Origin of the sequence: Micromonospora sp. NPDC092111, from assembly GCF_044755745.1 — a bacterium.
GTDB lineage: Bacteria > Actinomycetota > Actinomycetes > Mycobacteriales > Micromonosporaceae > Micromonospora.
This window is the reverse complement of the sequence record NZ_JBIVRQ010000012.1, coordinates 151,849-175,658: the sequence shown is the minus strand read 5'-3', so window position 1 is coordinate 175,658 and position 23,810 is coordinate 151,849. Positions and strand designations below refer to the sequence as shown.

Below are 23,810 nucleotides of genomic sequence, written 5' to 3'. Positions count from 1 at the left end.
CAGCGAACGCCATACCGCGTGGCAGCTCTCGATCGTGCTCGACGGCACGACCGATGCGTCTGACCACGCGGTACGGCGCTTGATCACACTCACTGCTACGTCAGGTCACTTTTTTCCCCCCGACGGGGGTCGTCCCTCTATCTGACCACTGCTTTCTGCGTGGTGGGTGCGGGCAGGAAGCAGACCAGCGCGCGTCCGCGCCTGTCGGTGACCACCCACGGGTGCCCCACGTACGTCTGCTGCCGGTACGACCGGCCGGGACCGAGCACCGCGTACCGCTGTCGCTGGCCGCCGTGGTCGAGCCAGTTGACGACGACCCGCGAACGGCGGGTGTTGACGAACTCGATGTACGTCGACGCGCCGTTCGGGCCGGATCGCAGCGAGGACTCCTGCCAGGCCGGCAGCGGCTGGAGTTCCCCTGGGTCCTGGTCCGCCGGGGGCTTCGGCGGGATGGTGGTCGGTGCGGGGCCGGTGCTCGTACCGGTGCCGGGCCTGCTGGGCCGGGAGACCGGGGCCGGGGTCGTGGTCGGCGCTGGTGTCGCCGCCCGGGGCGGCGCCGGGGCGCGGCTGTTCAGCGACGCCGCCGCCGTGGTGTACGTGTCGATCGGGGTGGGGCTCTCCAGCCCGGCGAGGTCGGGGCTGCCGAGGGCGGCCGGCGCGGCCGGTGGGCGGGCCTGGTCGCCGCTCTGGTCCGGGCCGGGCCAGAACGGGGACAGCGCGAGGACCAGGGCGGCGAGCACGCCGACGGCGGCGCAGCCGAGCAGCAGGGCCCGCTCCGGGCCGCCGGACGCGGTCCCGGACCGGGACCCGACGAGCGCGGCCGTCGGGTTGGCGGCGCTCCCGGTGGACGCCGCTACCGGGTCGGCGGTGGGCCCGGTGCCGGGGGTGGCGACCGGCCGCCGCCCGGTCGGGTGTCCGGGGTACGCGGCCGGCGCGTCGCGGTGCGAGGTTTCGGGCAGCCAGCCGCCGATGCGCAGGGTGGGGTCGTTGCGGGCAGTGTCGGGTGAGTCGGCCATGGCCTCGCTTCCGCAAGGGGAGTGCCACTTCCACGGTGGCGTGGGGTCCGATTATCGACGTATGCCGCGCCCCGGCGTCAACGGCGCAGCGGATCGAACGGCACGACGATCCGGACAGCCCCGTCCCGCGTTCTGTCGTCGGTGGCCACGCGCCCGACGCGGTTCCCCGCCGATCGTCGGGGCGGACCACCGCGTCCGGCCCGCACCCGGCGTTTGGCGCAGGTGAAGCGCGGTGGACCGGCAGGACCGGCGGCCGTGGGCCGGTAGCACATCCGCACCGGCGGTGGTGGTTGTCCACAGCCGGGTTCTTCGTCCACAGGAGACGCCGTACGGGCGGCGCGGGCGGGCCTCCGGAAGCAGTGTCGGGGCCAGCACCCCCGACCGTTGGAGGCCGTGATGCCACCCCGTACCTCCCTCCCGCCGCACCGGCGTCTGCCGCTGCTGGTCACCTCGGACGGCGACCTCCTCGACGAACTGCTGCGGCTCGCGGCAGCGGGCGGCACCGAGGTGGAGTTGGCCGCCGATCCGGCCGCCGCCCGGTCCCGCTGGCTCCCCGCGCCCCTGGTGCTGGTCGGCGGCGACCAGGCGCAGGCGTGTCTGCGGGCCCGGCTGCCCCGACGACCCCGGACGGTGCTGGTCGGTCGGTCGGGCCAGCTCGATCCGAACTGGGAGATCGCCGAGCTGATCGGTGCCGAGCACGTGGCCACCCTGCCCGCCGCCGAGCCGTGGCTGGTCGACCGGTTCACCGAGTGCGCGCCGCACAGCGGCACCGGCGGGCCGGCCCGTACGGTCGCGGTGCTCGGCGGTCGGGGCGGAGCCGGGGCCAGCGTCCTCGCCGGTGGCCTCGCGGTCACCGCCGCCCGGGCCCACCTGCGGACCCTGCTGGTCGACGCCGACCCGCTCGGCGGCGGGCTCGACCTGGTGCTCGGCTGGGAGGAGTTGGACGGGCTGCGCTGGCCGGCGCTCCACGACGCCGACGGCCGGGTCGACGCTCCGGCCCTGGTCCGGGCCCTGCCCCACCGGGGCGACCTGGTCGTCCTCTCCTGGGACCGGGGCGAGCTGCTGGCCCTGCCGGCCCAGGCGATGGCGGCCACGGTGGACGCCGCCCGTCGGGGCCGGGACTTCGTGGTGGTCGACCTGCCCCGACAGCTCGACGACGCCGCCGTGGTCGCGTTGCAGGCCGCCGACCAGGCGTACGTGGTGGTGCCGGCCGAGCTGCGGGCGACCGCGGCAGCGGCCCGGGTGGTCGCCGCCGTGGCCCCGCACTGCACTGCCCTCGGGGTGATCGTCCGGGGTCCCGCCCCCGGCCGGTTGAAGGCCGTCGAGGTGGCGCGCGGCACAACAGGGGGCACCCCAACGACCCTGGTACTACTACGCCGTCATCCAGCACCTGGCCGTGTGTATCGCGGCGGCAGTCGTCCTGATCGGCGTTCTGGTATCGCTCCCCGAGCCGAGTGAGCCGAAGGTCTACCCCATCCGTCCGGCCACACCCGCCGAGGAGCGGGCGTACGAGGTCAAGCAACTGTTCGACCTGATGGACGCCATGCGGACGCAGGAATAGCCGTGCGCAAACCTCGGACTGAACCCAACTCGTGCGATCACCCAGCAGGCGTGATGGATCACTCCGGCCACAAGCACCCGCCCACGGCTGCCGCGCGTCGTCGGTGCCGGGAAGGCAGACCGCACCCTTCAGGCGAGTGGACCGACGAAGGCTACTGGCCTGAGTACCTGACCGAGTACGACCACGTACCGCCCCGACCGGACCCGTTTGATTCGTGGTGGGCACTGGCGTAGGGGGTCACCGACGCCAGCGGAACAGCTCGGCTACCGCTTTGATGATGCCGGGGCGGTCCTTGGGTTCGGCACCCCGCGTGGCGAGAGCTAGGGCGATGAGTTTCCCCGCGACTAGCACACCGATGACCGCAACGACGACCCAAGGCCCAGTACCGACGAACGGCTCAAGGTTGGCGATCCACACTTCTGACCCCTCCTCCCTGGTCGGGCGAGGGTGCGTCAACCCAGCCCGGCCAGTGCTTCAACACTGGTCTGGCTGAGTCCGCGTTCCGGCGATCGTGGATCTCAGTTCCGAGACGGCACTACCGTCTCAGGTATTGCTGATGGTGCTACCTACCAACTCGGTACGGCTTTAACTGGGCAGCCCTGCCGCCGGAGCACAGAGCGCCACTAAATTCTCGTAGCCAACCTTTGCGCTGTTTACTCTTTATAAGCAGGCTGACCCGATGGACCTCCCAATCCGTCTCGGCGGGCTGCCCGTCAGGCAGCGTACCCGACCGTCACCAAAGGACGCGACGACCGCGCATAGAGACACCTGAGATCGCCACAGAGCCGCTGGTGGGCAGGGGTCGGCGTGTCCGGCGGTGTGGGCAGCGACGGTGACCTCTGGCGAACTCTGAGGAGCCATTGAGAGTCCCAGCGCCATGTATGGTTGATCCACACGACGGATGCCGACGGCAACCGGTCGAGGTCGTGTCGCTTCACCCCTTCGCGTATCGGGCGCGAACCATCGACCGAGGAGAACGCTGCCGGGCACCCCCATGCCCTCGCGGACCTCGGCAAGCGTGTATCCCCGCGAGGGCGGTTTGGACATGACCCGATGCCGCGAGACAAGTACGGCTGGCAACCGGCCAAGGTTGAGCTGTTCAAGCGACGCCTGACGATTCAACAGGTGGCCGAGAAGATCGGCGTACCGGAGCGACACCTTCGCAACGCCCTCGCAGGCAAGACGTACCCCATGCCCGAGGTGCGCAAGGGCCTCCCGCGTCTGCTCGACGTTCCCCTCAGTGACCTGTTCTGCGCCGAGATGCTCGAAGAGAGCTACGACCCGCGCAAGGCGTCGGCGGTGCGGTCGTGACCGCGACGAAGCGGCGGCTGGACTTCCGCCCCCGGACCGTTGCCACCTGCTGGCCTGAGGGCGAGTGGCCGACTCCCGAGCCGTTCGAAGAGGTCGCCGCGCAGGACGCCGTGCGGTCGGCGGTCAAGCAGGGCTTGCCGTCCGTCATCCAGGACCCCGCCTTCGTGGACCAGCAGGCCGTTCTCTGGCGCAAAAGGTGAGGGCTCCCACACCAGCGGAATGTGAGAGCCCCCGACAACAGCAACAACGAGAAGGTACGTGAATCATATGTCTAACTCCGAAACTCCCCAAAACGGAGCAAGCAAGCACCGGATCAACTTCTACCCCCGTCCGCTGTCGCCGATGGTTGTCGAGGCAATTCGCCTGACTGGTCGGACTGCGGAGACGAAGGAAGACCGGGCACTTCGCCAGATCATCGCCGAGAGGGCCAAGAGCGCAGGCGATCACGGAACGATCCTGTTCGTCCTGTGGGAGCTAAACCAGGTCGACACCCCAGCCGAGCTGGAGATGTTCTACCGGAGCCTGCGTCCGTACGTCGCGCACGTCCCGAAGTACGCAGCCCTGATCGATGAGATCTACGCCGAGATGTGGCAGCACTTCACCGGGGGGCACTCGTGAACCGCGACCAGGCGGCGCGCTACCTGCGCCGGATGTTCGGCAGCCACACCGGGCATGTTGCGGTGGCAGCCAAGAGGACCGATCAGACGAACCTGCCTTACCGTGAGCGGTTCGAGTGGCCGGGGCAGCAAGACGACATCCTCGACTGGGCGGAAGCCGAGTCCGCCAAGGGACACAACGTCTTCGTCATCCCGGCGCTGCGCGACAACCGGGGCGAACCCAAAGCGGGGGCGGGGGTCAACCTGCGGTGGCTGTGGGCTGAGGTCGACTGGCAGATGGTGCCGGAGTCCAAGCGTGCGGAGGTCGAAGTCCGCATCAAGGAACTGGCTACCTTCGCCGTTCGCTCGGGGTCGACGCACGACAGGCGCAGGAACGTCCACGTCTACGTGAAGCTGCCCGGTGTGGTGTCCCTGGACGAGCACTACCAGCTCAACACCGGGCTCAAGGAGCATCTGTACGCGGACGCCAAGCAGAGCGACGCCGCCTACCTCCGGTTGCCCGGCACGTTCAACCACAAGACGTCCGACCCGGTGCCGGTGGTTATGGTCCGGGGCACGGGTGAAGCGGTCTCTAGCGACGACCTGGAGCGCCTTCGCACGCACGCGGTACGCCGGTCGTCCGCCCCGGTCGAGTGGGAGCAGGTCGACGTATCTCGCGTTCCCAAGCGATGGAAGCGTCTCGCCCACACGGAGCCCGGATGTCACCCGGTGGCGGACAGGTCTGCGGCTCTCTGGGCGATCATCGGGGACCTGATCAAAGCAGGGCTCACCAAGGACGAGATCCACACCCTCATGGATGACGCGCCGTTGAGCCAGGAGCGGAACAACCCCGAGCGCGTACACCAGGACATCGAGAAGCGGTGGGCCGACGGAGAAGCGCCCTCGGGTGATGAGGACCCGGCCCCCGACGACGGGGAAGCCATCGAAGAGCTAACCCCGGATGAGGTCAAGGAAGCTGAGGATGAGGAGGACGAGAACCTCGTACTCCAAGAGATGCGTCTTCTCCGGGCGAAGGATGAAGCCCGTCGGCGCCTGGCCGAGGAGCGCATGGCGGCTGAGTTCCGCGAGCCCGACCGCGACAGCTACGGCACCCTGGCCGACCTCAACAAGCTGGACCTGCCGCCGGACGAGTACCTGGTAGGTCCGGCCGAGGGCGACGCGAAGGGACTGCTCGGCGCGCGGCATAACGCCGTACTGATCGCGCAGTACAAGTCCGGCAAGACCGTGCTCGCTGTCGACCTGGCGCGGTGCCTGGTGGACGGAGAGCCGTTCCTTGGGTCGTTCCCGGTGGTCCGTTCGCGGGTGGGGTTCTGGTCGCTGGAGGTCGAACTACACGAGCTGCTGAGGCACTTCATCCAGCCCGTAGGCGTGAAGACGGCAGGCTCGCTGGCGGTGTGGGACGGAGTCGGCCGACCGGTCAACATCCTGTCCGAGCCGGGTAAGCGGTGGACGATCAACTGGCTGCGTCAGCACAAGGTCGACGTCTGGATGGTCGACAGCTTGGCCGTCCTGGCGGTCTGGGCTGGCGTGGACATCGACAAGGACAACGGCCAGACCCGTGCACTGTTCGCCGCGATCGATGAGATCAAGCGCGAGGCCGCAGTCAAGGTGTCGTTCGTGTTGGCCCACACCCCGCGTGCCGAGATGGAGGAGGGCAAGGAGCGTGCGCGGGGTGCGTCTGCGATCGATGAGCACGCGGGCGCTCGGTGGATCTTCACGGTTCACGGCAGCACCCGGTTCCTGAGGATCAACGGCCGAGGCGTGGAGCTGAAGCAGACGTCGTTGGTCTGGGACGAGGAAACCCACCGGTCCTCGATCGGCACGGCGGGCACCCGGGACGAGGTCGTAGACCGCGACGTGTACTACCGCCTCGCCGCGTTCGCGGAGGCCAACCCCGGCCTGTCCAAGTCCCGGTTCAAGGCGGCGGCTAAGCACATCTTCCCGCCTGGCAAGAAGAGCGGGAAGGCAGCGGGGGACCTGATCGATGAGGCGATCTTCTACGACTTCCTCCACGAGGGCCAGGGCTCGCAGAGGAGGGAGAAGCGGATGAAGGCCGGTCCGGCGTACCGAGGGGAAGTACCGGTCAAGCCGGAGGGCGGGGCCACGTCGCGGGTCATTCCGTCGGCGGAACGACCGGGGCGACGTAGCCGAACGACCGGCCACCGGTAGGCGGAACGACCGGGGACCAATGTGGACGCACAAACGGCGTCGGGTCGTTCTGGCTACCGTTCGCCTACCGGTCCCCGGTCGTTCTGGGTCGTTCTGGGTCGTTCCGAACAACCCGGTTGGGTCGGTCGTTCCACGTATATACGGAACGACCAACCGACATGACCAATTGATGAGGCAAGTGACCGGAACGACTGGAGGGGCCCGCACACCCGAACGGTGGGTGTGGGGGCTGTCCTAAGAGTTCTTCGATGCCGCTTAGCTCTCGTTCCTGAGGCCAGTTGTCTCACCGCTTCTCACGCTGTCGGAACCGTCCACCCACCCGGCCCACCAGCACGCGCGGGAAGGGTCTCCAGGTCGCCGTAGAGCCCACGAACACCCGTCGCGGGTGTCCCACACCACCCCGGACCGCGCCAATGTCTCTGGGGCGGGCTGAAGATCCGATCAAGAGCCCTGCGACATGCTCTCGGCGTCGAGGTAGACGAACAGGCCGTTGATCAGCGGCAGCGACTCGTTCGGGTCGTACTCGATGCCTACCGGCTGGTCCGGCGACACGTTGCCCGCGCTCTGTGCGAGGTTCACGAAGCGGATCAGCTCGCCCCAGGTGAGCTGGTTGTCAAGGTCCAGGGTGACCTTGAGGTTCCGGTCAGTCTTCTCGAAGTCATCAGCCACCCGTCGATCCTCGCAGCAGTAGGTCATCAGACCAAGCCAACGGAGCGGCGACCGCTCGTAACTCACCGGCTAGCTTTCAGCGGGGTGTGGTGACCTCGATTGACGTTAGGGGACCGGCACTGCCTTCCACTCCGGGTGGCCCTCCCAGCGCACCCAAAGCTCATTCGGCTTCGGCCCTCCATACATGGGGATGAGGAAGATCTCGGTCGAGGCGTTCGGTGCAATCTCCTCGACCTTCGCTGCACATCTGACGACGCATTTGATGCGCGACTGGTCGATCTCCACTTCGCGGGCAGTGTCCGTGCCGATGTTACGGAGAACGTAGGTATTCTTCGACCGTTGCTCGACCCACCAGGCCACGTACGGGGGGGCAGCGCCTTCCATGTTGCCGCCCTCGGTCCACGAGTCTGGCCGCTTGTCTGGAGGTGAAACGCCTGCATCGGCGGCGGCCTCGGCAAGCTCAACCTGGCGTTCAGCGGCGGCGGCCTGCCGAACCGCTGCCTTCGCTGAAATCTCGGATGCCTGCGCGGAGGTCTTCGCGTACTTGAGGGCGAATAGGGCAATGGCCCCGGATCCTAAGGAGACGAGGAACGCCGCCCAGGCCGGGGCATCCCCCCAGTCGACGCCGGACTGTGCGCTGAGGGTCCACACCAAGGAGATCAGGGTTAGAACCCCGCTGGCTGCGAGCCAAAGGGTTAGTCGGCGGGCGATCCAGTCCATGAGCGCGGTCACCTTGCTATCTTGACGGGCCGTGTCCAGGGCGAGCCGCCCCACCCGGCCTCGGGCAGCCATCTCCAAGGGCGCTGAGGCGACCACCACGAAGCGTGACCGGTGGTGTGGACAGCCAACGTGCGTCGGGTGTAGCGCGGCCCTACTTCTTCCGCTTGGCGAGTTCCTCCAGCGCTTCCGCTCGCCGGTGCTGCCACTCCATGAAGCGCTGTTGGGCCCTCTGCTCGGTCATGACCGGTTCTAGGATGTGACCACCGAAGAGAGCGCGACCGGTGATCTTCGCGTTCACTTCTTCCAAGGCGTCTGCAATCTTGACGCGAAGTTCGATCAACTCGACCTCAAGCTCGAAGAGGTGAAGCATCCGGTCTTCGAAGAGAAGAATACCTCCGGCCGGATAGAACACTCGGATGCCTACCGCCTTCGATGGCGTTCCCTGGTCCGGCGGAGTTTTCAGAACGTTGCGATCCGTGATGTACCAGTCGGAAAAGCACTCGGCTCCACCCGCAAGATGGCGATCGAAGTACTCGTCATAGTGTTCGTAAGCGTCGCGCACTGCCTTTACGTCGAGGATGTGGCAGTCGTCCTCCACGTTGAGCATGTCTCGCAGCTTCTTGCCTCGGTCGTCGGCGAACTGTTGGCTCTGCTGCTTGGTCATGCTGCTGTGGTACGGCTTCTTCACAATGCTCGGCTTCAACAGGCGAGCGATGCAGATGGCGGCGAAGAGAGTGTTCTGAAGTGCTCCCCATACCTTCGGGTCTCGCGGGTCCTTGGTGTCCCGGCCACGCATCACCGCGAGGTAGATGCTATTGATTGCCAACTCGGCCTGTCGGTCGAGTTCCTCCAGGTAGTAGCTGTCGGTCGCCGCCTGGCGGGCTTCGTCGCTGGTGAACCCGACGCTTGCCAAGGGTATGCGCTTCTCCTCAGTCACCCTGGCAGTATGTCCACGCTGGACTTTCGCGGCAACCCGTTACTGACGCTCTTTGTATGAAAATAGCTGGCTGCCGTCAGAGGTGGGACGCGGACCGCTGCGCTAGAAGGTGTTGAGCATGGTTGACCAGGAGGATTGCAGCACGTACCCCCGAATGCAGCAGTTCTGTGGGGGCCGTTACCCGGTACGTGCCGACGCCTGGCTCGTGCGACCCGACCATCTCCAAGTCAAAGAAGGGGAGCATCCAACTGTCGCCATGCGCTACGGCGCTGCACATCTTCCACATGATGTAGACGAGGTTGGTCTCGCCGTCGACAAGCTCGGTGACCCGGCCTGCTTCGTTCAGGTAGTCCTCGTAGAACGGCTTCCCCTTCAGTCTCGCCCGATTGATGCCGGCTGCGTCGACAAGACCGAAGACCCGATCCCTCCGGCGCTGGATCGTTCCGCCGTCTGGGCGATGGGCTTCCTTGATTAGGGATTCGGCCTGCTTGATGCTTGCCAGTTCATACCAGAGGCGGCGTCGAATGCGCTCTTGGCGGTTGCCCGGAGCCAGCATCCAGATGGCCGCAGAGGCGTTCTCCAGCGCGCCGCGCGTCAGGGTGAACGGGGCGTAGGTGTGGAGGCCGATCTTCCCGTCGTCCGTTCCGGTGAGCGCCATCCTCATCGAGTGCAGGTGGTCTACGGCCACCCCAATGGAGTAGATGACGGCGTGGCTGATCTGGTGGGGGTCCGTCCGCGCGTTATCCGTTGCCAGCGAGCTACCCGGCTCAGCCGGGGGCGAGTCCTGTTCCGCCCACCGCTCGGCGACCCGCAGTTGCTCCAAGAGATCGTGGATCAACTCCCGCTCTTCGTTCGTCACAGCCGGCCACCGTACGCCGCGTCTGCCGGTGTGTGCCAGTCGATTACAGGGCCTACTCCTCTGCGTCTTTCCGTAAAATGAGGGATTGCCGTCGGTCGCGGCCAAACCTTCGCGGAGGCGGGATGAAGTCCGGGATCTCTTCTACTTCCTCGCGGATCAAGAGTCCGTCGTACTTGGCGCGCTCCTCTTCGCTCGCGTTCCCCCATGCCCTCATGCAGCCGTCTACCAAGACTTCTTCGCCGCTGCCAAGGGTCAAAACGATGTAGAACACCGAGGCGATCACGCCATGCTCGCTGAGAACCTGGTCCAGGAAGTAGCTCATCCCTACCCGCTCGTGGACGAGGATCGCTTCTTCCCCGGGATCAAGCCGTTTCGGTAGATGGTCGCCCCATGCGGATGCACCGGGCTGCGGCTCAAACGTGAAGCCGTTGTCGGGTGCAAGCTGGCCGCTGTAGTGACAACGGGAGACCGTTACTGCCGTGCGGCCCGTGTTTCTGACGAAGACGGCATTCACCGGTAGCTTCTTCAGCTTCTCCGGCTCGGGTCGCTTACGTCGCTTCCCCTTGCTGGGCTTCTGCCCGGGAGCCTGGTTGAGCCGCGTGAGGGTTGACTCTCCGCCGACGAACTTAGCCCTCAGGATGCCAAGATCGTCCACCTCACCGATGGCAAGCTTCGCAGAGATCTTCGAACCAGTTCGTCGCCAAGAGATCACCTGCCAGGTCAGCGCTGCTATGGCAACGAGGACGCCAAGCGCTGCGACCGCCACAGTGATCTTCTGGGCATCAGTCATGCCCGCATGGTAGGGCGGAAGGTCAATGGGGGTTAGGTGTTCATCCTGACGGAAACCTGACTGAACAGCCGTGCCCTTCGTTTAGGTGAATGGCTCTTGAATCAAACTTCCAGAATGTGCGGCAAAATGATCCCCGGAACGTTTTTACGGACCGGAAGGGGCGCTATGGGCGCTCGGGGAAAGCTGCCGGAGTTCCCGGTGTCGCTCGACGTTTCGATGTCGGAGGCGCAGCGGTTCCGATTGAAGAGCCTTGCCGCTCGGCGTTCGGATTCCTTGGCGGGAACCGTGCGCTGGCTGGTGGACAAGGAATGGGAAAGCCGAACGACTAGCGAAGGGGTGGACAATGCCGCACGAGAGGGCTGACGAAGAGGGCCGCGTGAAAGCGCTGGCCCTGTTCCATCGAACGATCAGCGAGGTGGAGGACGCCATCTTGCAGGCGAAGGCCCGGCAGGCGTACCGGATGAAGGAAGACCCCGCCGAGGAACAGATCGTCGACACGGAGGAACTGGCGAAGCGAATCCCGGCGATGCGTCAGGTGACCGGTCAGTGAATCCCTACCAGTCGGCCACCGACCACCTGAGTTCTCTCGTCGATCGGACGGGCGAAAGCGAGTTCGGTGGTGTGGGCACCGACCCGCAGCCGTACCCGCACCAGCCGACCGCCTCGGAGAGGCTCCGGGCGATCTACCAGACCGACCCGACCGACCACCTGGCGCACGTCGACACGGACCAGCAGGCGCCTTCACCACACGGGAGCTACTGATGAACCTCAACGTCACACGGCTCGCTGACATGCGGGCGGAGATCGACCAGGCGGAACTCAACGCGGTCGACCGCGACGTGCTGGAGCGGGCCTACGCCGCCGCTCGGAAGGAGTGGCGGGTCCGGAGGAAGAAGCAGTACCGGGCCGGGATCGAGGCCCGTGACGAGGCTGACGAGGAGCTCGTCTACCGGGCGAAGAAGGTGGGACCGAAGGAGCTTCGGCAGCTCAAGACGGACCTGGAGGAGGGACGGCTCACCCCGCAGGAAGCCGAGGGCAGGATGCGGAACTTCGTCGCGGAACACGAACGCCTGTCCAACCTGCACCGGTCGCTGATCGAGGACGACAACCAGCTCGCTGACCTCCACGCCAAGCCGCTGCACAAGTTTCAGGAAGAGGCCGAGGCGGACCTGACGGGAAGGTTCCCCGTCATGGCGAACTCCGGACGCACGCTGGGCGACTACGTGCGCCAGGTGCAGGAGCAGGGGAACTGACGACCGGGGGAGGGTCGGGCTACTGCGCCTGGCCCTCCCTTCGCGTACGGGAGGTGTGGTGTGGGCAAGCGGGAACTTTCGCGGAAGCCGTCCCAGATCCGTAATCGGCTGAGGCGAGGCACGGACCGGGCGCGGGACCTCACGATGCTCGTAGAGATCGGGTACAAGCCTGTCTCTGAGTGGGATAACGAGGAACTGGCGAGAGGCCGACCGCGAAACAGTCAAGGTTCGTTTTCTGGCCCGTCGCCCTCGTGGGTATCCGAGGCCGTCCAAGCTGAGGCGTTGAAGAGGCTCAAGGAGACGACGTTCTCCGCGCTCATGGCGCACTCGGAAGCCCTGATGAAGGTTCTCGTCGAGCTGGCGACGGACCCCGAGACTCCGGCCAGCGTCCGGGCTGACGTCGGCAAGTTCGTCTATGACCAGTTGCTCGGCAAGGCCAAGCAGCGTATGAAGTTCGACGCCGAGCTGTCCCCCCGCGAAAAGCAAGCAACGGCTATCGCTGCGGCCATCGTCCTAGACGACGGGCTGCCGCAGGACAAGCCGATCGTTCTGGAGGGCCAGTTCACCGAGGAGGAGCCGTGAGGAACCTCCAGGCGGTAACGGACACGTACAACGGGCTCAACGCGCTCTGCTTCGGGGGTCGGTTGCGGCCGTGTCTGATCCGCCTCGCGCCCTCGATCGTCAATGAGCACGGGCAACGGCTCGCGGGTGCATGGAACCAGGAGGACTGGTCGATCGGCATCGACTCGGCGCTCCTGGACTACCCGCGTCTGCTGGTCGGAACGCTCCTGCACGAGATGACGCATCAGGAGTGTTGGCAGCAGGACCGGATTGCCGGTCACGGTCCCTTCTTCGTCGCAGCAGCCTCACGGGTCGCTGCCCTGCTCGACATCCCTGCGCCCACGTCGAACACGGCCAGCACCTGGCCTTACCCCGTACCCCGGCAACTGTTGAAGGAGTTCTGAGATGACTGCCGAACCTGGCAAGGTGATCGAGTTGGGTCACCATCTGGACGGCACCGGCCAGCCGCCCCGCGTGGGCTTGCAGTTCTACTACCCCAATGGCCAGATCATGGCCCGCTTCGGGCAACTGCCGGACGGTACCGGCCGTGTGGGCATGGAGATCTGCGACGAGACGGGCGCAGTGAAGGTAATCGCGGGAGAGATGGCCGATGGCCAGTACGGCCTGGCTGCCGTTAACCCGCAGACCGGCGAGACTGTAGACCTGGCTCAGTTGGCCTTCGGCATGAAAGGTGCGGAGCAGGGCAGCTCCATCCAGGTAGTTGGGCGGTCGGACAACAACTACGACTACGTCACCGATCCCACCTACCCCGGCCCCACGGTCAGCAACGTCCTCATTGGGCCAGCCAAGCGGGCGCTGGTCCACCTCTCAGGGAACATCGGGTACTGGTCTCCCGGCACGGACAGCCGGACGGGCAAGATGTCCTTCCGCGTGATCGATGACGTGACGGGTCAGGAAACCTACCCGCCAATGGACGGCACGGCGTTGATCTATGACTCCAACGGCAGTAGCGGGACCATCTTTCAGGCCGGGACCTCGATCCTCGTCCCCTCCTGGGCCTTCCCCGTGGCGAACCGGACCTACACCTTCGAGGCTCGGTACCAGGTCCGATCCTTCAACAGCACGAAGATGTACTTCCAGAACCGAGCGATGGTCGTCCAGCCGTTCTGACCCACGCGGGTGTGGCCGGTACTTCCGACACGCCACCCCAACGCCTCTGCGGACAACTGAATGCCCTTAGCCAGCGCCTCCCGCCGTCACGGTCGGGGGGTGTTGGTCAGTGAACGGACGTCGGCTGTACCGGTCGACGCCCATCAGACGTCCACCGGGGTCCGGACGGTGGCGACATGAATACTCTTCGCATCGATTTGCACCACCAGGACGCGCGTACCGTTTAGGGGTACACCGACCCACCCCTCAGTCCAGTTCGACCGTCTGCGTGGACCTGAGGGCCGTTGGTGGGCACTGTTGCGGGTGGTGTGTCTGGGGTGTGAGGTAGGCTCGTGGCATCGACCTCTCTGGGGAGGGCCGGCCTCGCGGCCGGGGGCATCGCGCCATGCGTTGTCGAGGTCGGGGGGTGGAAGGGTTCTGGCTTTCAGGAGGACCTTCGAAGATCAAGTTCCGGGGGGAGCTTCGTTCAGCACGCGGACGCGAGGTGTGGATCTGGCGGTCCGGCGACCGCTGCTGCTCACTAGGCGATCTTGAGGCATCGTCGCCGGCGGGTGACTACAGAGCGTTGCGAAGAGCGCGAGGGTGATGATCACCCGTGCGCGGGTGAGCTTCTTCCTCCTACTAGATGTAGCGGCCTACAAACTAAATAGACTCAACATCTAGTAAGTACGCGGATGTAGTTCGACTTGACGGCATCGAGATCTACCCCTACTGTGAGCAACGAGAACGAGAAGAGCCCCGGCCAGATGCCGAGGTTCGACATCCGTCCGGGGCTCGTGCAACTTGCTAGGGCTGCACTTGAACCATACAACTGGAGTGGCGAGGCCGGGGCTCTGCCCCCGGTCACGTTCCTGTTAACGGATGACTCGGCCTCGCGCGCATCCGCTGCTGAGACGGCGGGCGCAGGAGGGCAAGTCGATGCAGTTCCAGATCTTGCGGGCGCAGGGCGCCCAGCCTTACTTCTGGCGGGTCATCGCCGACAACAACCGCGAGCTGGCGAAGTCGGAGACGCTGCACAACAAGGCCGACGCAATCAGCGCGGCGCAGAAGCTCAAGACCTCGGCGTTGAGCCTGCGGTTCGAGGTGTTCCTCTCCAACTCCGGCAGCCAGCCGTGGTCGTGGCGCGTGTGGAGCACCAACAACCGGATCTTGGTCGCGGCGTCGGAGACCTACACCAACTACACCGGCGCTCAGCATGCGGCGGATGTCGTGAAGTGGGGTGCGGGTTCGGCCCAGATCGTCGACCTGACGACGGCTGGCTCCCACATCTGACAGTGGCGGAGTTGCCCCTGGCGTGAGATTTCCTCGCGCTAGGGGCTCTCTGCTTTCTGGCACTCGTGCCTCTAGTCCTGAGTGTCCTCATCAGTCGGGCGGGGCTGCCGGTGCTCCTTAATCCACAGCTCGACGTCCTCGGCCAACCACACCTTCATGCCGCGAAGCTCCTGGTACGGCTTCGGGAAGGTGGGGTACCGGGCAAGCTGCTGGAAGCGCTGCCGCGAGACACCGAGGCGCTGAGCGATCTCGTAGGGCCCCATGAGCTGCCCCGGCCCTCGGTCCATACGTCGAACGTATGCAGACCAGCCCTATCCTTTTGGCTATAGCCGGTTGACTAGACCATCGGTTACGCGCGACGGTGGACACATGACGCGACACGTCCCATACGGGGAGTATTTAACCGCCGTAGCTCTGACCCTGGCGCGCAGGCATCGGCCGACCTGGAACCACCTGCTCAAGCGGGTGACCTGTCGGTGCGGACGGGACCTCCCCTGCTACGCGAAGTACCGCGTCCCGATCAATCGGGGGCACTGGCCGGAGGGATCATGATGGTTCCCGTGCACCGCGAGGCGCCCTTCCCGGTGTTGCTCGCCTGGGCTTGTCTGGACCGCCACCACCACAAGCGCTGCTCTCGATGCGCCGAGGCCGACCTCTGCCCGGCGGTGGGGGAGGCCCGCGCCCGGATCAAGGAGTGGCGTAAGGCCCGCGCTCTGCTGGGGTGGACCCGATGACCACACCCCGAGCCGGTGACCTGGTGCAGGTGACCCGCGCGGCTAGCGTGCAGTTCATCAACCCGATCATGTTTCGAGTCATCCGCGTGCTCGACTGGATCACCTACGACGGGTGGATCTGGCTCGACGGCTACCAGCTCGACGCCAAAGGCGAGGCAGTGGCCCGGCGGTCGATCTTCGTGCAGCCGGCGGGGTTGGTGGTCCAACGACGAACCGCCCCCGTGCCGGTCGGGCAACAGAGGCGGTCCAGGTCGCCGCAGAGGCGTTAACCCACCGGTGCGGGTGTCGTCGGGTGTGGGTCGCCACCGGACCGCCTCAGAACGCCTCGGATCGTGGAGCTGTGCCACCGGTCGCCACCGTGCGCGGTCGGTACCCGATCGGCGTTGAGCTGCTCAGCGATGGCCCGGAGGGTGTGGCCGCTGGACCTCAATCGACGGATGCGCCGGATGACGGGCTTCGGGACGAGGATCGGCCGACCGAGCTTCACGCCGGACTCCTTGGCCTCCGCGAGGGCTTCCACCGTGCGCTGGCTGATGATCTCGCGCTCCCACTCGGCAACGCTCATGACGATGTTGGCGACCAGGCGGCCGTTCACGGTAGACGTGTCGATGCCGAGATCCAGCGCGACGACCGACCATCGCTGCTTCTTCGCCACCCGTAGAACCTGGGCGAAGTCGGCCACCGACCGCGATAGCCGGTTGAGCTTGGCGACGACCAGGCCATCAGCCTTCCCGGCCGCGAGCTGATCCAGAGCCCACGTCAGGCCAGCCCGGCGGGTGTGGGCACCCGTAGCGCCATCGTCGGCAGGCGCCCACACCAACCGCCAGTCGTTCGCATCGGCTGCACGCTCGATGATCGTGCGCTGTGCCTCGATCCCGTACGCCGGATCGTCCGGGCGCTTGCGGTTCTTCTTGGAGCGCCGGACGTAAGCGAGCATCGTGCGGGTCACCGCATGTCACCCCCGACCGGTGGGTCACAGTCCGGGCCACACGTGCACACCTCGCCGGTGTCCCGGTTGCACGGCTCGCAGTCGAGGTCGCAGGGGGAGGGGAGCCGGGGGAAGTCCCCGGCTCCGTCCACGCAGGTCACTTCTTGGCGGCTTCCTGAGCGGCCTTGTGGTTGGCCCGGCAGGCCGACCGACCGGCGAGGGTGCGGTCGTGACCGCAGTCGGAGTGATCCAGGCGGCCCTTGTCGTTGACCTTCGGGGCGAACTCCGGCTTAGCCGCGGTGGCCTTCGCCTTACCGATGGTCATGGGCTTCGCGGGGGTGGTCGGCTCCGTCACGGTGTCCTCCTCGGTTGGTGCGCCCCGGTGGCGCAGCAGCAACGTAAGAGGGGCCGCTGACCAGTCCTAACCCCTTCCCATCTGGTCTGAGACTTGGCCTTCAACTGGCGGGAATGACGGACCGCGAGGTCAGCGTTACAGTCGATCGGTAGATGATCACGAGGGGAGTACTGAGTGGAGCTTCACAAGCTGTTCGACGCGGTGCTGGCAGCGGAGAGTCGGGACCAGTGGTCGAAAATTCCGATCTGGGGCTCGGACGGGGGACCGGTGGGCTTGGTGGGCTGGCGGGAGCAGGTCGCCGCCGAGCGCGGCCGGTGGCACCCTCGCTTCCACACGTACCACTTCGTGAACAAGGACCAGGTCGAGCTTGCCCTGGCGTGGGGGTACGAGCTCAACGATGACGACGACCGCGAGAGCACCCCGGAATGGGCTGAAAGGTTCCCGCTCAACAAGCAGGTCCACCCCTTCTACGCGGACATCTTGTGGAACGGTGCGCCGGTCTATCGCACGCTGCTCTGGGGTGTGGATCAGCGGCGGGGGTACGTGCCGAACCCTGACCCGATCTTCCGTGACCGTGAGCCGGGCGAGGACGCGGAGCTTGAGCGTTACGAGGTGTCCTCGACGCTGGCTCAGTTCGCGGAGCTCTTAAAGAACCTGGCCGGTCCCGCATCCTTCGACACCGACTACTACTGCCGTCAGGCGGGCTTCACCTTCGTCGACCGGGGTTGGTTCTAGCGTTAACGGTGCCGGGCCGGGGTGGATCGATGGTCGTACCCTGGCCCGGTGCTCGCTGAGGAAGCCCCAAAGGTCACGGACTGGATGCAGGCATGGGGCAGCCTCGCCGGCCTGGTGATGTCAACGGCTGCCGTGATCTTCACGGGTCTGCTGTTCCGTCACGAGATCCGCGTCCGGCGTGAGGAGAAGCAGGACGCCGAGGCATCGCAGGCTCGGCTTGTCGTGGCAACGCTGACCGGGATGGCTAAGTCGTTCGGTTCACGCGGCGGTCACGACATGATGGGTTACCGGATCATGAATTTGAGCAGCGCACCCATCCTCGACGTGACGATCCGACACGTCTGGGAGAACAACCCGATGGGGCCGCCGCACCGGATACCTGTTCTCGTGGGCGAAGAGGAGGGGCAGCTACCCGTGTGGCGGGAGCTGGGGAAACCCTTCAAGAAGATCGTTGAAGAGGGCTCGTACGTCGAGATCCTGTTCACCGACGCCAACGGGCACAAGTGGAAGAGGGTGGATCTCAATTCTCCGGTGCGTGTTGTACCTCGGCAGTACACCGAGCCGTCCTTGGCGCGAGTGATGGCGACACTGGCTGTAGGCGTAGGGGTAGCAGCGGCCCTCGCAGCCGCAATCACTGATCTCGTCCGGTAGTCAGACCAGCCGCGTTACGGTCATAGCGCCGGAACCACCTTCTCGCCCTTGAGCGTCCGAACCACGAACGCCTTCCGCATGTAGCCCCACCCCTCGGTGAAGCCGGTCACGTCGTACCGCGTCCCGTCAGCGTCGGTCCAGTGGTCTCCAATCTCAATCGCCATGTCGTGTGGCCCGATGAGGTGATAGTCGGCCTTGCGGACCACACCTCCGGCGAGCGTCACGTCGGGTCGCTGGTCGTAGTTGAGCAGGGACAGCTTGAACCGCTGAGAGGCCCGTGGCGTGCCGTCGGTATACGATGCCGCCCCGGACGCCGTTACGGTCTTCACACGCGGAATGAGAGCCGCTTCCGTGGGGTCGTACGCAACCAGCGCGGCGGTCATCCGCCGTTGGGCCTCCAGCTCGCTCATGCCCGCTCGACCTCCACCGTGAACGACCGTCCGCGCGTGTCGTCGGTCGGGTCCGGGATGAAGGAGTTACCGACCCTCAGCGCCTGGTCGTACAGCTGGCTCAACCGCCGAGACGATCCACTCTCGGTCACGTCCACCAGCCCGGCGTACTTGGCTGCCTTCTCCTTCCAGACTGTTGCGGCAGCCATCTCGATGCCCAGGTCATCGATCATCAGTCCGAGTAGATCACTTGTGTAAGTCTCGTCATCCTCGGACAGATCAGTCATCCGACGAAGGCGAGCCACCTCGTCAATGCTTGCCATACTTGCATTATCACACAGTTGTATAATGCGCCATCTCTTGGGGATCTGCGTTAGTCAATTAAATGAAAGCAGAACTCGGGTCATGGAATCCGTGACGTCTTCACACCAGCCACGTCACGGTTACGCGCTGGGAGAACACCTTCGCGCGGTGGAGTTCGAACCGCCGACGCCAGGCGTCCTCGTCCTCGCCCCGTCGCCTCGGGGGTGCGCTGGTGAACAACCTTCCCGTCTCGGGGTTGATCGGGTGTGGGCCGATGTCGATGCGTTCGATGACCGAGGCGAGGATGGTCCGTCTCCACACGTCGTCACGCTCGGCCCACACCTTCCGCAGTTCGGTACCGGACGGCAGGCGGGTGTGGACCCGAGCAGCGGTCGCCTTGTCCAGTGCGGCCCGGTTGACCTCTAGGCGGTCGGCAAGTCGTGCCCGGCGTCGGCGGTACTCGGCTTCATCGATCAGGTTGTCGTCGCGCTCATCTCCGAGGCGCGTCAAGGCGTCCTCGTCGCGGCGGATGGCCTTCCGCAAGTCACGCTCGGTGTCGTCAACACCTTCCCGGTCGCGGGCCATCGCTGCCCGTAGGTCGGGGGAGTCGAGCCGGGTGAAGACCTGCTCCGCGATGTACTGCTCTAACGGCCTCATGACGATCCGAGCGCGTCCGCAGTTTTTGGTTCCGATCCGACCGGGGTTGCATTCGTAGGTTGGTCCCTCGGTGCGCTTGGCGCTGGTCGACAGCATCCGCCCGCCACAGTGGCAGTAGACCAGTCCCGACAGCATGTACTTGCGCTGATTGGTCTCGCTCTTCTTGCGCGATGGATCGGCCAGGATCTCGCGCACCCGCTCCCAGTCCTCGCGATTCACGATCGGCTTCCAAGGTGTGGGGTAGAACTGGCCGTTGTACTCGCGCAGGCCAGCGATGGCGGGGTTCGTCAGGGCACGCAGGAGCGTCCGGCGCTGCATCGCGTAGTCCTTGCCAATTCCATAGACCGTCTCACCGGCCAGCAACCGGCGAACAGCATCCCTGACCCGTGGCGCGTCGCTGGTGTGGTGCCGGAACCTGACGTACCGAAGCTTGCCCTTGACGATCTCTCGGTCACCGTCGATGCCGAACGGCAGGTTTCCCCCGTGGAACTCGCCGGCCTCGGCCCTCCGTCGTACGTCCCGCTCGGTGCGCTCAGCAATGTCCTCGGCTTCACCAGCGTCCTGAGCGGCCAGGGTGCGCGCGATGCGTCGGCCTTGAGCGGTGGTCAGGTCGAAGCTTGGCGATCGGATGTACTTGAACTCGATGCCGTGGCCCACAGCCAGATCAATCAAGTCCTCGTGCTCGCGGGGTCGACGGGTAAGGCGACCGGTGGTGTAGGCCGCGATGACCTCAAACTGACCGGCCTTGGCGTCAGCCATCATCCGCTCGTAGTCAGGGCGGCGCTTCTTCGATCGGGTCGACGCGCTGATGTCGTTGTCTACGTACTCAGCGACGTACACCAGATTCTCTCGCTCGGCTAACGCATCAAGATCTTCGTCTTGTCGAGTGATGCCTAGCTCTCGGCCCTCTCGGTCATCGCTGATCCGGCGGTACTTCGCCGCACGTCGGGGCGTCATGGAGCCGATCGTACAATGGGTGCATGTTTTCCGGCAGTTCGAGGTGGCCCGCGCGCTCGGGCTCCCGCTGGCCGGCACCCTGCGTCCCGAGCCCGCACTCTGTCGGGGTCTGGAACGCGGCGAGGCCCCGGCCGCCGCCGGGCGCGGCCCGCTCGCCGGGCTCTGCCGTCGGCTCGTCACCGAACTCACCGGCCTGCCGATGCCGGGTGCGGCATGACCGGGCCCGACGAGCTGGCCGCCCGGGTCCGGCAGCGGATCGCCGACGAGGCCACCCCGGTCACCCCGGCGGCGATCGTCTCCGCCGTACGTGCCGAGCCGACCGCGGCCGTCCTCGGCGACACCGCCGTGCTGCGGATCGCCGACCGGGTCCATGACGACCTGGTGGGCGCCGGTCCGCTCGCCCCGCTGCTCGCCGATCCGGAGGTCACCGACGTGCTGGTCAACGGCGTCCGGGTCTGGGTGGACCGGGGATCGGGTCTGCGTCAGGTGGCGCTGCCGCTGGGCTCGGTCGACGACGTACGCCGGTTGGCGCAGCGGCTCACCGCCAGCGCGGGTCGTCGCCTCGACGACGGCTCCCCGTACGCCGACGCGCGACTGGCCGACGGCACCCGGCTGCACGCCGTACTGCCCCCGGTGGCGACCGACGGTCCCTATCTCTCCCTGCGCACCTTCCGGCAGCGCCCGTTCACCCTCGACGAACTGGTCCAGCAGGGCACCGTGCCACGTCCGGTGGCCCCGGTGCTCGCCGCAGTGGTCGCCGCCCGGCTGGCGTACCTGGTCACCGGGGGTACCGGCTCGGGCAAGACGACCCTGCTCAACACGCTGCTGGGGCTGGTTCCCGCGACGGAGCGGATCGTGCTGGTGGAGGACGCCGCCGAGCTGCACCCGGTGCACCCGCACGTGGTCGGCCTCCAGGCCCGGACCGCCAACGTGGAGGGTTCCGGCGCGGTCGGGCTGAGCGAGCTGGTCCGGCAGGCGCTGCGGATGCGCCCCGACCGGCTGGTGGTGGGCGAGTGCCGGGGCGCGGAGGTGGTCGACCTGCTGGCCGCGCTCAACACCGGGCACGACGGCGGGGCGGGCACGTTGCACGCCAACACGCCGGCCGACGTGCCGGCCCGGTTGGAGGCGCTCGGGCTGCTGGGCGGGCTGCCCCGGGCGGCCCTGCACGCCCAGGTCACGGCGGCGCTCCAGGTGCTGGTCCAGGTCCGTCGGGGCCCGACCGGCCGGATACTGGAGTCGATCTGCCTGCTCCTGCCGGAAGGGCCTGAGCGGCTGGTCACCGTCGTACCGGCCTGGGTCCGGGGCCATGGTCTCGGGCTGGCCGGCCGACCGCTCGCCACCCTGCTGCGGGATCGGGGGGTGGCGGTGCCGCCGATCCTCTGCGAGCCCTGGCCCGGCTCGGCGGGGCCGGCATGAGCCCCACGCTCTGGGTGGCGACCGTCCTGCTGGCCGGGGCGGCCGTGGTGGTCGCCTGGCCGGTGCGCAGCAGCCGGCGTCGCCGCCGCGCCCTGCTCGGGCCGGCACCGAGATCCGCCGGGCCGGCGGACACCACCCCACCCGGCTCCCGCCTGCCGTGGCCCGGCCCACTCGCAGTGGACGGGCCCGCCGTGGCCGGGTCGGGCCGGTCCACCGCCTCGACGCTGGCCCGGCTCACCGCCTCGACGCTGGGCCGGTCCGGTGCCGGTCCGGCCCTGCCCGGATCAGCCGAGGCACCGGGCGACGCGCCGGCCGCGCCGGCCGCTCCGATCCTGGGCCTGTTCCTGCCAGGGCACGTCCGGCGTGGGCCGCATCCCGTGCGGCTCGGGCGGCCGGGCAGGTCGACGGTAGGTCGTCCGGGGGCGATCCGGTTCGGCGGGGCGCTGCGCCGGCTCCGGCCGGTGTGGTCCGGGGCCGGACGGCCGCGTCGGGTCATGTTCCTGGTCGGGTTGGTCGGCGCCGGTACGGGCGTGCTCACCGCGGGTCCGGTCGCCGCCGTCCTCCTGGCCGGTTACGGGGTGCTCGGCGCGCGCGGACTGCTCCGGCGGCGGGCGCAGGCGCGGGCCGGCCGTGAGCGTCGCCTCCGGCTGGATCGGCTCGCCGCGCTCGCGGCCGACCTGCGGGCCGGCCTGCCCGTTCCGGCGTTGGCCGGCACCGGCGGGTCGGACCGGCTGGACGAGCTTGCCCGGGCCGCCGTCCGGCTGGCCGACCGGACCGGCGCGCCACTGGCCGAACTCCTCGACCGCGTGGAGGCCGACGCCCGGGCGCACGACCGGGGGCTGGCCAGTGCCGCCGCCCAGGCGGCCGGTGCCCGCGCCACCGCCCTGCTGCTGGCCGCGCTTCCGCTCGGCGGGATCGGCCTGGGCTACGGCATCGGCGCCGACCCGTTGGCGGTGCTCCTGCACACCCCCGTGGGCGGCGCGTGCGCCGTCGCCGCGATGGGCCTACAGGCAGGTGGGCTGCTCTGGGCCGAGCGGCTCGGCCGCACACCGGACGGAAGCGCCTGATGTCCCGGGCGGAGCTTTCCGCCGGCTGCCTGGCCGCCGCAGCGCTGCTCCTCGCGGTGCGCGGTGTCCGGCCGGGCCGGCGGCTGTCCGTCCTCACCGAGCGCCGGCCGGCCCCGGCCCGTCGCCGGCCGGCCTGGTGGCCCGATCCGGTGCGACTCGGTGCCGCCCTGGCCGGCCTGGCGGTCCTGCTGCTCGTCGGCGGCTGGTCGGGTGGCCTGGTCGGCGTGCTCACCGCCCTGGTGGCGGACCGGCTGCTGCGCCGGATCGAACCCCGGGCCGCCCGGGACCGCCGGCTACGGGAGGCCGCCGACCTTCCGCTCGCCGCCGACCTGCTGGCGGCGGCCCTGCGGGCCGGCGCGCCGGTCGACCGTTCCGTGCTCGCGGTGGCCGACGCGTTGGGCGGCCCGCTGGCCGACCGGCTCGCCCGGATCGGACGCACGCTGCTGCTCGGCGGTGAGCCGGAGGAGGCGTGGGCGTACCTCGGCCCGGTACCCGGGGCGGACCGGATGGTCACCGCCGCACTGCGCTCCTCCCGCAGTGGCGCCGCGCTCGCCGGGGCGCTCACCCGGGTCGCCGACGACCTGCGGGCGGACCGGTCCACCGCCGCGGAGGCCGCCGCCCGGCGGGCCGGTGTGCTGATCGTGCTGCCGCTGGGCCTGTGCTTCCTGCCGGCCTTCATTCTCGCCGGCCTGGTGCCGGTGATCGTCGCCGTCCTCGGTGACGTGCTGTGACAACCGTCGAGAAGGGAACGA

The 23,810-nt window shown here is 67.5% G+C and carries 32 protein-coding genes and 1 pseudogene; 20 read left to right on the top strand and 13 right to left on the bottom strand.

Going from position 1 to position 23,810, the window contains the following annotated elements:
• Nucleotides 1–137 precede the first annotated feature (137 nt).
• Nucleotides 138–1,016 (bottom strand): hypothetical protein, encoded by an 879-nt coding sequence (locus tag ACIQG9_RS22610; protein ID WP_400405615.1) that lies wholly within the window; start codon nt 1,014–1,016, stop codon nt 138–140.
• Nucleotides 1,017–1,412: 396 nt separating this feature from the next.
• Between ACIQG9_RS22610 and ssd the strand changes: the two genes are divergently transcribed.
• A complete protein-coding gene (gene ssd / locus ACIQG9_RS22605; RefSeq protein WP_400405612.1) occupies nt 1,413–2,474 on the top strand; it encodes a septum site-determining protein Ssd in 1,062 nt (353 codons plus the stop codon).
• A gap of 340 nt (nt 2,475–2,814) precedes the next feature.
• On the opposite strand, the gene ACIQG9_RS22600 is transcribed toward ssd, so the two are convergent.
• Nucleotides 2,815–2,994 carry a hypothetical protein gene (locus tag ACIQG9_RS22600; RefSeq protein ID WP_400405609.1) on the bottom strand — a complete coding sequence of 60 codons (180 nt, stop codon included), beginning with the start codon at nt 2,992–2,994 and terminating at the stop codon, nt 2,815–2,817.
• A 636-nt stretch (nt 2,995–3,630) separates the two neighbouring features.
• Between ACIQG9_RS22600 and ACIQG9_RS22595 the strand changes: the two genes are divergently transcribed.
• From ACIQG9_RS22595 to ACIQG9_RS22580, 4 genes are all read left to right on the top strand, one after another.
• Nucleotides 3,631–3,888 (top strand): helix-turn-helix domain-containing protein, encoded by a 258-nt coding sequence (locus tag ACIQG9_RS22595; RefSeq protein ID WP_400405606.1) that lies wholly within the window; start codon nt 3,631–3,633, stop codon nt 3,886–3,888.
• The gene (locus tag ACIQG9_RS22590; RefSeq protein ID WP_400405604.1) at nt 3,885–4,088 is read left to right on the top strand and encodes a hypothetical protein; all 204 of its coding nucleotides are present in this window, start codon (nt 3,885–3,887) and stop codon (nt 4,086–4,088) included. Before ACIQG9_RS22595 ends, ACIQG9_RS22590 begins: the two co-directional genes overlap by 4 nt.
• Before the next feature lie 142 nt (nt 4,089–4,230).
• Nucleotides 4,231–4,506, top strand: coding sequence for a hypothetical protein (locus ACIQG9_RS22585; protein WP_400405601.1), 276 nt, complete (start codon nt 4,231–4,233; stop codon nt 4,504–4,506).
• A complete protein-coding gene (locus tag ACIQG9_RS22580; protein ID WP_400405598.1) occupies nt 4,503–6,674 on the top strand; it encodes an AAA family ATPase in 2,172 nt (723 codons plus the stop codon). Before ACIQG9_RS22585 ends, ACIQG9_RS22580 begins: the two co-directional genes overlap by 4 nt.
• 441 nt (nt 6,675–7,115) lie before the next feature.
• Here ACIQG9_RS22580 and ACIQG9_RS22575 read toward each other — a convergent pair whose 3' ends face one another.
• From ACIQG9_RS22575 to ACIQG9_RS22555, 5 genes are all read right to left on the bottom strand, one after another.
• Nucleotides 7,116–7,343: a hypothetical protein gene (locus tag ACIQG9_RS22575; RefSeq protein WP_358114591.1), complete on the bottom strand. Its 228-nt coding sequence runs from the start codon at nt 7,341–7,343 to the stop codon at nt 7,116–7,118.
• 105 nt (nt 7,344–7,448) lie between these two features.
• A complete protein-coding gene (locus tag ACIQG9_RS22570; protein ID WP_400405594.1) occupies nt 7,449–8,075 on the bottom strand; it encodes a hypothetical protein in 627 nt (208 codons plus the stop codon).
• A 139-nt stretch (nt 8,076–8,214) separates the two neighbouring features.
• Nucleotides 8,215–9,000, bottom strand: a complete 786-nt coding sequence (locus tag ACIQG9_RS22565; protein WP_400405591.1) for a hypothetical protein — start codon at nt 8,998–9,000, stop codon at nt 8,215–8,217.
• Nucleotides 9,001–9,076: 76 nt separating this feature from the next.
• Nucleotides 9,077–9,859, bottom strand: coding sequence for a hypothetical protein (locus ACIQG9_RS22560; protein ID WP_400405588.1), 783 nt, complete (start codon nt 9,857–9,859; stop codon nt 9,077–9,079).
• A gap of 52 nt (nt 9,860–9,911) precedes the next feature.
• Nucleotides 9,912–10,649 carry a hypothetical protein gene (locus ACIQG9_RS22555; RefSeq protein ID WP_400405585.1) on the bottom strand — a complete coding sequence of 246 codons (738 nt, stop codon included), beginning with the start codon at nt 10,647–10,649 and terminating at the stop codon, nt 9,912–9,914.
• Nucleotides 10,650–10,992: 343 nt separating this feature from the next.
• Here ACIQG9_RS22555 and ACIQG9_RS22550 point away from each other — a divergent pair, with 343 nt between their 5' ends.
• From ACIQG9_RS22550 to ACIQG9_RS22520, 7 genes are all read left to right on the top strand, one after another.
• Entirely contained in the window at nt 10,993–11,199 is a 207-nt protein-coding gene (locus ACIQG9_RS22550) for a hypothetical protein (RefSeq protein ID WP_400405583.1), read from the top strand.
• Nucleotides 11,196–11,411, top strand: a complete 216-nt coding sequence (locus ACIQG9_RS22545) for a hypothetical protein (protein ID WP_400405581.1) — start codon at nt 11,196–11,198, stop codon at nt 11,409–11,411. The genes ACIQG9_RS22550 and ACIQG9_RS22545 overlap by 4 nt, the downstream gene beginning before the upstream one ends.
• Nucleotides 11,411–11,902, top strand: coding sequence for a hypothetical protein (locus ACIQG9_RS22540; protein WP_400405579.1), 492 nt, complete (start codon nt 11,411–11,413; stop codon nt 11,900–11,902). The genes ACIQG9_RS22545 and ACIQG9_RS22540 overlap by 1 nt, the downstream gene beginning before the upstream one ends.
• A gap of 282 nt (nt 11,903–12,184) precedes the next feature.
• Entirely contained in the window at nt 12,185–12,484 is a 300-nt protein-coding gene (locus ACIQG9_RS22535; protein ID WP_400405576.1) for a hypothetical protein, read from the top strand.
• A complete protein-coding gene (locus tag ACIQG9_RS22530; RefSeq protein ID WP_400405574.1) occupies nt 12,481–12,867 on the top strand; it encodes a SprT-like domain-containing protein in 387 nt (128 codons plus the stop codon). The genes ACIQG9_RS22535 and ACIQG9_RS22530 overlap by 4 nt, the downstream gene beginning before the upstream one ends.
• Nucleotide 12,868: 1 nt before the next feature.
• Entirely contained in the window at nt 12,869–13,594 is a 726-nt protein-coding gene (locus tag ACIQG9_RS22525; protein WP_400405571.1) for a hypothetical protein, read from the top strand.
• A gap of 918 nt (nt 13,595–14,512) precedes the next feature.
• Nucleotides 14,513–14,866, top strand: a complete 354-nt coding sequence (locus ACIQG9_RS22520; protein ID WP_400405568.1) for a hypothetical protein — start codon at nt 14,513–14,515, stop codon at nt 14,864–14,866.
• A gap of 71 nt (nt 14,867–14,937) precedes the next feature.
• On the opposite strand, the gene ACIQG9_RS22515 is transcribed toward ACIQG9_RS22520, so the two are convergent.
• A complete protein-coding gene (locus tag ACIQG9_RS22515; protein ID WP_400405565.1) occupies nt 14,938–15,153 on the bottom strand; it encodes a helix-turn-helix transcriptional regulator in 216 nt (71 codons plus the stop codon).
• Nucleotides 15,154–15,414: 261 nt separating this feature from the next.
• Between ACIQG9_RS22515 and ACIQG9_RS22510 the strand changes: the two genes are divergently transcribed.
• Entirely contained in the window at nt 15,415–15,600 is a 186-nt protein-coding gene (locus ACIQG9_RS22510; RefSeq protein WP_400405562.1) for a hypothetical protein, read from the top strand.
• Nucleotides 15,597–15,869 carry a hypothetical protein gene (locus ACIQG9_RS22505; protein ID WP_400405560.1) on the top strand — a complete coding sequence of 91 codons (273 nt, stop codon included), beginning with the start codon at nt 15,597–15,599 and terminating at the stop codon, nt 15,867–15,869. Before ACIQG9_RS22510 ends, ACIQG9_RS22505 begins: the two co-directional genes overlap by 4 nt.
• Here ACIQG9_RS22505 and ACIQG9_RS22500 read toward each other — a convergent pair.
• On the bottom strand, nt 15,866–16,549 hold the full coding sequence (locus ACIQG9_RS22500; protein WP_400405557.1) for a recombinase family protein: 684 nt from the start codon (nt 16,547–16,549) through the stop codon (nt 15,866–15,868). The genes ACIQG9_RS22505 and ACIQG9_RS22500 overlap by 4 nt on opposite strands.
• 136 nt (nt 16,550–16,685) lie before the next feature.
• A complete protein-coding gene (locus tag ACIQG9_RS22495) occupies nt 16,686–16,883 on the bottom strand; it encodes a hypothetical protein (protein WP_400405555.1) in 198 nt (65 codons plus the stop codon).
• Nucleotides 16,884–17,057: 174 nt separating this feature from the next.
• On the opposite strand from ACIQG9_RS22495, the gene ACIQG9_RS22490 reads away from it, so the two are divergent.
• Complete coding sequence (locus tag ACIQG9_RS22490) at nt 17,058–17,618, top strand: hypothetical protein (protein WP_400405553.1); 561 nt, start codon at nt 17,058–17,060, stop codon at nt 17,616–17,618.
• A gap of 48 nt (nt 17,619–17,666) precedes the next feature.
• Nucleotides 17,667–18,269: a hypothetical protein gene (locus ACIQG9_RS22485; protein ID WP_400405551.1), complete on the top strand. Its 603-nt coding sequence runs from the start codon at nt 17,667–17,669 to the stop codon at nt 18,267–18,269.
• Between the two features lie 20 nt (nt 18,270–18,289).
• Here ACIQG9_RS22485 and ACIQG9_RS22480 read toward each other — a convergent pair whose 3' ends face one another.
• The 3 genes from ACIQG9_RS22480 to ACIQG9_RS22470 form a co-directional block, all read right to left on the bottom strand.
• Nucleotides 18,290–18,679 carry a hypothetical protein gene (locus ACIQG9_RS22480; protein WP_400405549.1) on the bottom strand — a complete coding sequence of 130 codons (390 nt, stop codon included), beginning with the start codon at nt 18,677–18,679 and terminating at the stop codon, nt 18,290–18,292.
• Entirely contained in the window at nt 18,676–18,945 is a 270-nt protein-coding gene (locus tag ACIQG9_RS22475) for a hypothetical protein (protein ID WP_400405546.1), read from the bottom strand. The genes ACIQG9_RS22480 and ACIQG9_RS22475 overlap by 4 nt, the downstream gene beginning before the upstream one ends.
• A gap of 136 nt (nt 18,946–19,081) precedes the next feature.
• Entirely contained in the window at nt 19,082–20,575 is a 1,494-nt protein-coding gene (locus tag ACIQG9_RS22470) for a recombinase family protein (protein ID WP_400405544.1), read from the bottom strand.
• A 40-nt stretch (nt 20,576–20,615) separates the two neighbouring features.
• On the opposite strand from ACIQG9_RS22470, the pseudogene ACIQG9_RS22465 reads away from it, so the two are divergent.
• From ACIQG9_RS22465 to ACIQG9_RS22450, 4 genes and pseudogenes are all read left to right on the top strand, one after another.
• Nucleotides 20,616–20,792, top strand: a pseudogene (locus tag ACIQG9_RS22465) (septum site-determining protein minD); the annotation flags it as partial.
• On the top strand, nt 20,789–21,991 hold the full coding sequence (locus tag ACIQG9_RS22460; protein WP_400405541.1) for a TadA family conjugal transfer-associated ATPase: 1,203 nt from the start codon (nt 20,789–20,791) through the stop codon (nt 21,989–21,991). The pseudogene ACIQG9_RS22465 and the gene ACIQG9_RS22460, both read left to right, overlap by 4 nt.
• Nucleotides 21,988–23,058, top strand: a complete 1,071-nt coding sequence (locus ACIQG9_RS22455; RefSeq protein ID WP_400405538.1) for a hypothetical protein — start codon at nt 21,988–21,990, stop codon at nt 23,056–23,058. Before ACIQG9_RS22460 ends, ACIQG9_RS22455 begins: the two co-directional genes overlap by 4 nt.
• A complete protein-coding gene (locus ACIQG9_RS22450; protein WP_400405535.1) occupies nt 23,058–23,789 on the top strand; it encodes a type II secretion system F family protein in 732 nt (243 codons plus the stop codon). The genes ACIQG9_RS22455 and ACIQG9_RS22450 overlap by 1 nt, the downstream gene beginning before the upstream one ends.
• Nucleotides 23,790–23,810 lie beyond the last annotated feature (21 nt).